A 4590-nucleotide genomic window follows, 5' to 3' on the forward strand; every position below is an offset into this window, starting at 1 on the left:
CTCGGCCTCGAATTCGTGCACCAGGTCCGCGTTTCCCGACCAGCGTTCGTACTCGTCGAGCAGGATCACGAAGAGAGGCGTCGCGTCCGCGCTGCCGAAGTACGGCGTGTCAGGCTGCTCCTCGAACGCGGACAACTCGCTGTACCGGAACTCGTGCATGATCTTTCCCGGCTCCTCGTCGCGGAAGTCGTCGAGGACGGCAGCCTGATCGAGGGCGAGTAGGCGCAAGGTGGCCACGGCTTGGTCCGGCACGATTGGCAGCGCCTGCAGACTGGTAAGGATCGAGTCGCGGCCGGTGGCGGTTGCGGCCCACGGCAGGCCGGCGGCCGGCATCGGCTCGCTCGGCAGCGCCAGCGTGTAGAACCGCAGGGCGGCGAGATCGACCAGGCTACGCCGGTACGTCTGCTCCAGTGGCGTCCAGTCGCACGACAGCTGTGGCGTCTCGGCGAGCCACTGCTCGAGGTCCTGCTCGAGTTCCGGTTTGTTCCGCCGATGCGGGGCGGGGTGCAGATGCGCCCGGACGTCGTCACCGTCGGGACGCAGCACGAGACCCCGGACATGCAGCGTGGTGCTCCACTGCCCGTGTGGTCCGATGCGGATGTCGTACGTCAGGCCGTCCTCGTCGACCCGCGCCGGCTCGCTGGTAGAGATGATCGTCTCCCGCCGGAACCTGTCGCGCTCGTACCCGAGGCACAGGCACCCGTCCGCGACGCGTTTGTATATCCGGCCGAGCCGCTCATATCTCCCGCCCTCGGCTACCGCCCACAGCGGGAGGAAGTCCGAGTCCGCCTCGACCCGAATGGTGAATTTCGCTGGTTCATCCGAATGGTTGAAGACGGTCAGACGCTCCTCGAAACTGCCGACCACCGAGCGCTCGCGGATGACCGAGGCCTTGGCGTCCACGTAGTGGGTGGGGGCGCCGGGCACCAGGAAGAAACGCGCCTCGAAGTACTGCGAATCGTCCAAGGCCAGCGAGTGCAATCGCTCACCGTTGACGCTCAGCCGCCACAGCGACAGGCATCGCGTGTCGAGCGTGAAGAATCCGGACGGGTCGCCTTGGGCCGTCTCGATGTCGCCGCTGTCCTGGCTCAATACGAAGATGTTGCCGTCCAGGATCCGCACGAGGCCGGGTTTCATCGGAATTGCGGCGTGGAAACCCGGCCATTTACGGCCGGGAGGAAACGCCGCTCCCTCCCCTCTGTGATCGTCTTACATGGACAGTTGTTAGGATGTGGGCCGTGGGTGATGTGGTGAAGCGGGCTTACAAGTACCGCTTCTACCCGTCTCCTGAACAGGCTGGGCAGTTGAACCGCACCTTCGGGTGCGTGCGTGTGGTGTACAACCGAGCGTTGGAGGCCCGCACTCGGGCGTGGGCGGTCGACCGTCGGCGCACCACGTACGTTGAGTCGTCGGGGTGGCTGACGGAGTGGAAGCGCACCGATGACCTGACGTTCCTGAACGAGGTGTCCTCGGTGCCGTTGCAGCAGACGCTGCGGCATCTGCAGGCCGGGTTCGTGGCGTTCTGGGACAAGCGGGCCCGGCATCCGAGGTTCAAGTCCAAACGCAAGTCGCGGGCGTCGGCCGAATACACCCGCTCCGCGTTTCGCTGGCGTGACGGCCGGCTCACTCTGGCGAAGATGAACGCGCCGTTGAACATCGTGTGGTCGCGGCCCCTGCCGGAGGGGGCGGAACCCTCGACGGTCACCGTGTCCCGGGACGCTGCCGGCCGCTGGTTCGTGTCCCTGCTGGTCGAGGACCCGGCGGTGAAGCCGCTGCCGCCGGTTGCGGCGGAGGTTGGTGTGGACGCGGGCATCACCAGTCTGCTCACCCTGTCCTGCCCGATGCCGGGGGTGAGTGACGAGCGGGGCAAGGTGGCCAACCCGCGGTACGGGCAGGCCGACCGGCGCAAGCTCGCCAAGGCGCAGCGGAACCTGGCCCGCAAACAGGACGGCTCCAACAACCCGGCCAAGACCCGGCTCACGGTGGCCCGGATCCACGCTCGTATCGCCGACCAGCGGCGGGACCATCTGCACAAGCTGACCACTGGACTCGTCCGTGAGACTCAAACGGTCGCGATCGAAGACCTCAGCGTGCGGAACATGCTCCGCAACCGCCGTCTTGCCCGCGTCATCTCCGACGCAGGCTGGGGCCAGTTCCGCAGCATGCTGGAGTACAAAGCCCAGTGGTACGGGCGTGAGGTGATCCCCATCAACCGGTGGCTGCCCTCGTCCAAAACCTGCTCCGGGTGCGGACAGGTCAACACCACCCTCGCACTCAACGTGCGCATCTGGACGTGCCCGGGTTGCGGGGCCGAGCACGACCGGGACATCAACGCTGCTCGCAACATCCTCGCCGCCGGGCTGGCGGAGAGGTGAAACGCCTGCGGAGCTGATGTAAGACCTCAAGGGAAAATCCTCCCGGAAAGGCAATCGGCGATGAAACAGGAAACCTCACGGGCGACCGTGAGAATCCCGGCCATCCAGGGCCGGGAGGATGTCAAGTCCGCCGCCTCTGTTCGCCGCCGCCGCCGGTGAAGGCTCGCGGATGGTGCTCACCCGGGGACTCGGGGAAGAGCCGTTCCAGCAGGATGATGAGCCGGAATTCCCCGTCGCTCGTGAGTTCGTTCCGCAGCCATGCCGGTTCCGGTTTGATCTCGCCGAGCACCATCCGGTCGAACGAGGCGTTGTCGGTGCGGATGACGATGTCCGCGCTGTGCTCTTCCCTCGTCACCCGGATGTCCCCGTTCGTGATGCTGATGAACCAGTGGTCCGTCCCGTGATCGTGGTCCAGGTCGAAGCGGATGGTGCCGGTGGTCTTCTTGAGCACGCGTCCTTGGCGGGGGAGTTCGGCGAAGAATTTTCTGGTCACATCCGACATCAGAGGTCCTCCCAGAAGCTCGAGCGCCATGGCCAGGATCGCTCCACCCGCCGCGTGGTGGCATCACCCGCGGCGGGTGAAATCGAGGCGGCGGCGAGGCTGCCCGTCACCGCCTCGGGACCAGCGAGGACATGGCCGGTCTCACCCGGTGCGGGTGATGCCGGAGTACCCCTCGGCGCACTACCTTGGCCGCGTCGGGAGTCGAGCCGAGGGAGTCTTGATGTCCGATCGCGCCGCGGAATTGTTCAGTGGGCTCGGCCGCCGGGGCCATGAACCCCTGCTCCAGGAGGCCGACGCCGCCGTACGCTTCGACCTTGAGCACGAACGCGGAATTGACCACTGGCTCCTGGTGATCTGCAACGGCGATATCCGGGTGTCGCGTGAAGATCGCGAAGCGGACCTCGTCGTTCGGGTTGACCGGGCACTCTTCGAGCGGATCGTCGGCGGCGAGACCAATGTCTACTCGGCGTGGTTGCGTCACGAACTCTCGGCCGAGGGCGACGTGCGCCTGGCTCGGCTCATCCAGCGGATCATCCCGGGGCCCTCGGGTGCGCGCCACCCGCGGGACTTCGCCCGCGAGCAGGGACAGCGGACATGAAAGAGGACCTCGTCAGACTGCTGGACGGCAACACGTTCGTGGTCAGTGAGGACAACGGCGACATCGACGCGTCTCCGAACGTCCCGACCGGATTGTTCTCCTTCGACACGCGATTCCTGTCGAAATGGCTTCTGCGCATCGACGGGGAACGGCTCACCACGCTCACCGTCGACGAGGTCGAGTACTTCGAAAAGCGCTTCTTCCTCGTCCCGGCCACCCCCGCTCTCGCCGACGCCCAGGTCTCGGCCATCCGGGAACGCTGTATCGGCGGGAGTTTCACCGAGCGACTGACGGTGATCAACCACAGGAGCCGGCCGGTCGATCTGCGGATCCAGGTCGAGATCGAGAGCGACTTCGCCGACCTGTTCGAGATCAAGGATGTCCAGGCCAAGCGCGGAAAATATCACGCACGTGTGGAAAGCGGGCGCCTGTGCCTCGGGTACGAGCGCGACAGGTTCCGGCGGGAGACGATCATCTCCACCAGCGAGCCGGCGCGGGTCGACGAGGACGGGCTGACGTACGACATCCGTATCGGCCCGCACGGACAGTGGGCTACCGAGCTGCACGTGCGCACCCTGGGCCCCGACGGGCGGGACATCCGCGAGAGCCTCCAGGGCAGGACTAGCCGAAAGACGAAGGAGATGCGCCGCGAGCTGGACCGTTGGCTGGCCGAGGCGCCCCGCCTGGTCTGCGATTCCGCGGCGCTGACGAAGACGTACCGGCGCTGCCTGGTCGATCTCGCCGCCCTGCGTTTCACCCCCCTGACGGGCGGCGGGCAGACCCTGCCCGCCGCCGGGCTGCCGTGGTTCATGGCCATCTTCGGCCGGGACAGCGTGTTCACCAGCCTGCAGGCGCTGCCGTTCGCGCCGGACCTCGCGGCCACGACGCTACGCCTGCTGGCGCTCACTCAGGGCGCTGTGCTCGACGACTTTCGGGAGGAGGAGCCGGGAAAGATCCTGCACGAGTTGCGGTACGGCGAGACGGTCGGGTTCGAGGAGCAGCCGCACGCGCCGTACTTCGGCAGCGCCGACGCGACGCCGCTCTTCGTGATCCTGCTCGACGAGTACGAACGCTGGACCGGCGACGCCGACACGGTGCGGCTGCTCGAGCGCGCC

5 protein-coding genes are annotated in these 4590 nt (G+C 66.8%); 3 read left to right on the forward strand and 2 right to left on the reverse strand.

Translation table 11 applies throughout. The features are described from left to right. Positions 1 to 1122 (reverse strand): glycogen debranching N-terminal domain-containing protein (locus tag ACGF4F_RS37275; RefSeq protein WP_357447939.1); only part of this gene is annotated, 1122 nt, incomplete at its 3' end. Between the two features lie 116 nt (positions 1123 to 1238). On the opposite strand from ACGF4F_RS37275, the gene ACGF4F_RS37280 reads away from it, so the two are divergent. Beyond that, positions 1239 to 2375 carry an RNA-guided endonuclease TnpB family protein gene (locus tag ACGF4F_RS37280; RefSeq protein ID WP_357447942.1) on the forward strand — a complete coding sequence of 379 codons (1137 nt, stop codon included), beginning with the start codon at positions 1239 to 1241 and terminating at the stop codon, positions 2373 to 2375. Between the two features lie 121 nt (positions 2376 to 2496). On the opposite strand, the gene ACGF4F_RS37285 is transcribed toward ACGF4F_RS37280, so the two are convergent. After that, entirely contained in the window at positions 2497 to 2907 is a 411-nt protein-coding gene (locus ACGF4F_RS37285; protein WP_357447945.1) for an SCP2 sterol-binding domain-containing protein, read from the reverse strand. 190 nt (positions 2908 to 3097) lie between these two features. Here ACGF4F_RS37285 and ACGF4F_RS37290 point away from each other — a divergent pair, with 190 nt between their 5' ends. After that, positions 3098 to 3475, forward strand: a complete 378-nt coding sequence (locus tag ACGF4F_RS37290) for an SCP2 sterol-binding domain-containing protein (RefSeq protein ID WP_357447948.1) — start codon at positions 3098 to 3100, stop codon at positions 3473 to 3475. Continuing rightward, positions 3472 to 4590, forward strand: a 1119-nt coding sequence (locus ACGF4F_RS37295) for a glycogen debranching N-terminal domain-containing protein (RefSeq protein ID WP_393085234.1), incomplete at its 3' end; no start/stop codon positions are given. The genes ACGF4F_RS37290 and ACGF4F_RS37295, both read left to right, overlap by 4 nt.

It is taken from the genome of Micromonospora sp. NPDC047740 (genome assembly GCF_043204735.1).
Classification (GTDB): Bacteria; Actinomycetota; Actinomycetes; order Mycobacteriales; family Micromonosporaceae; genus Micromonospora.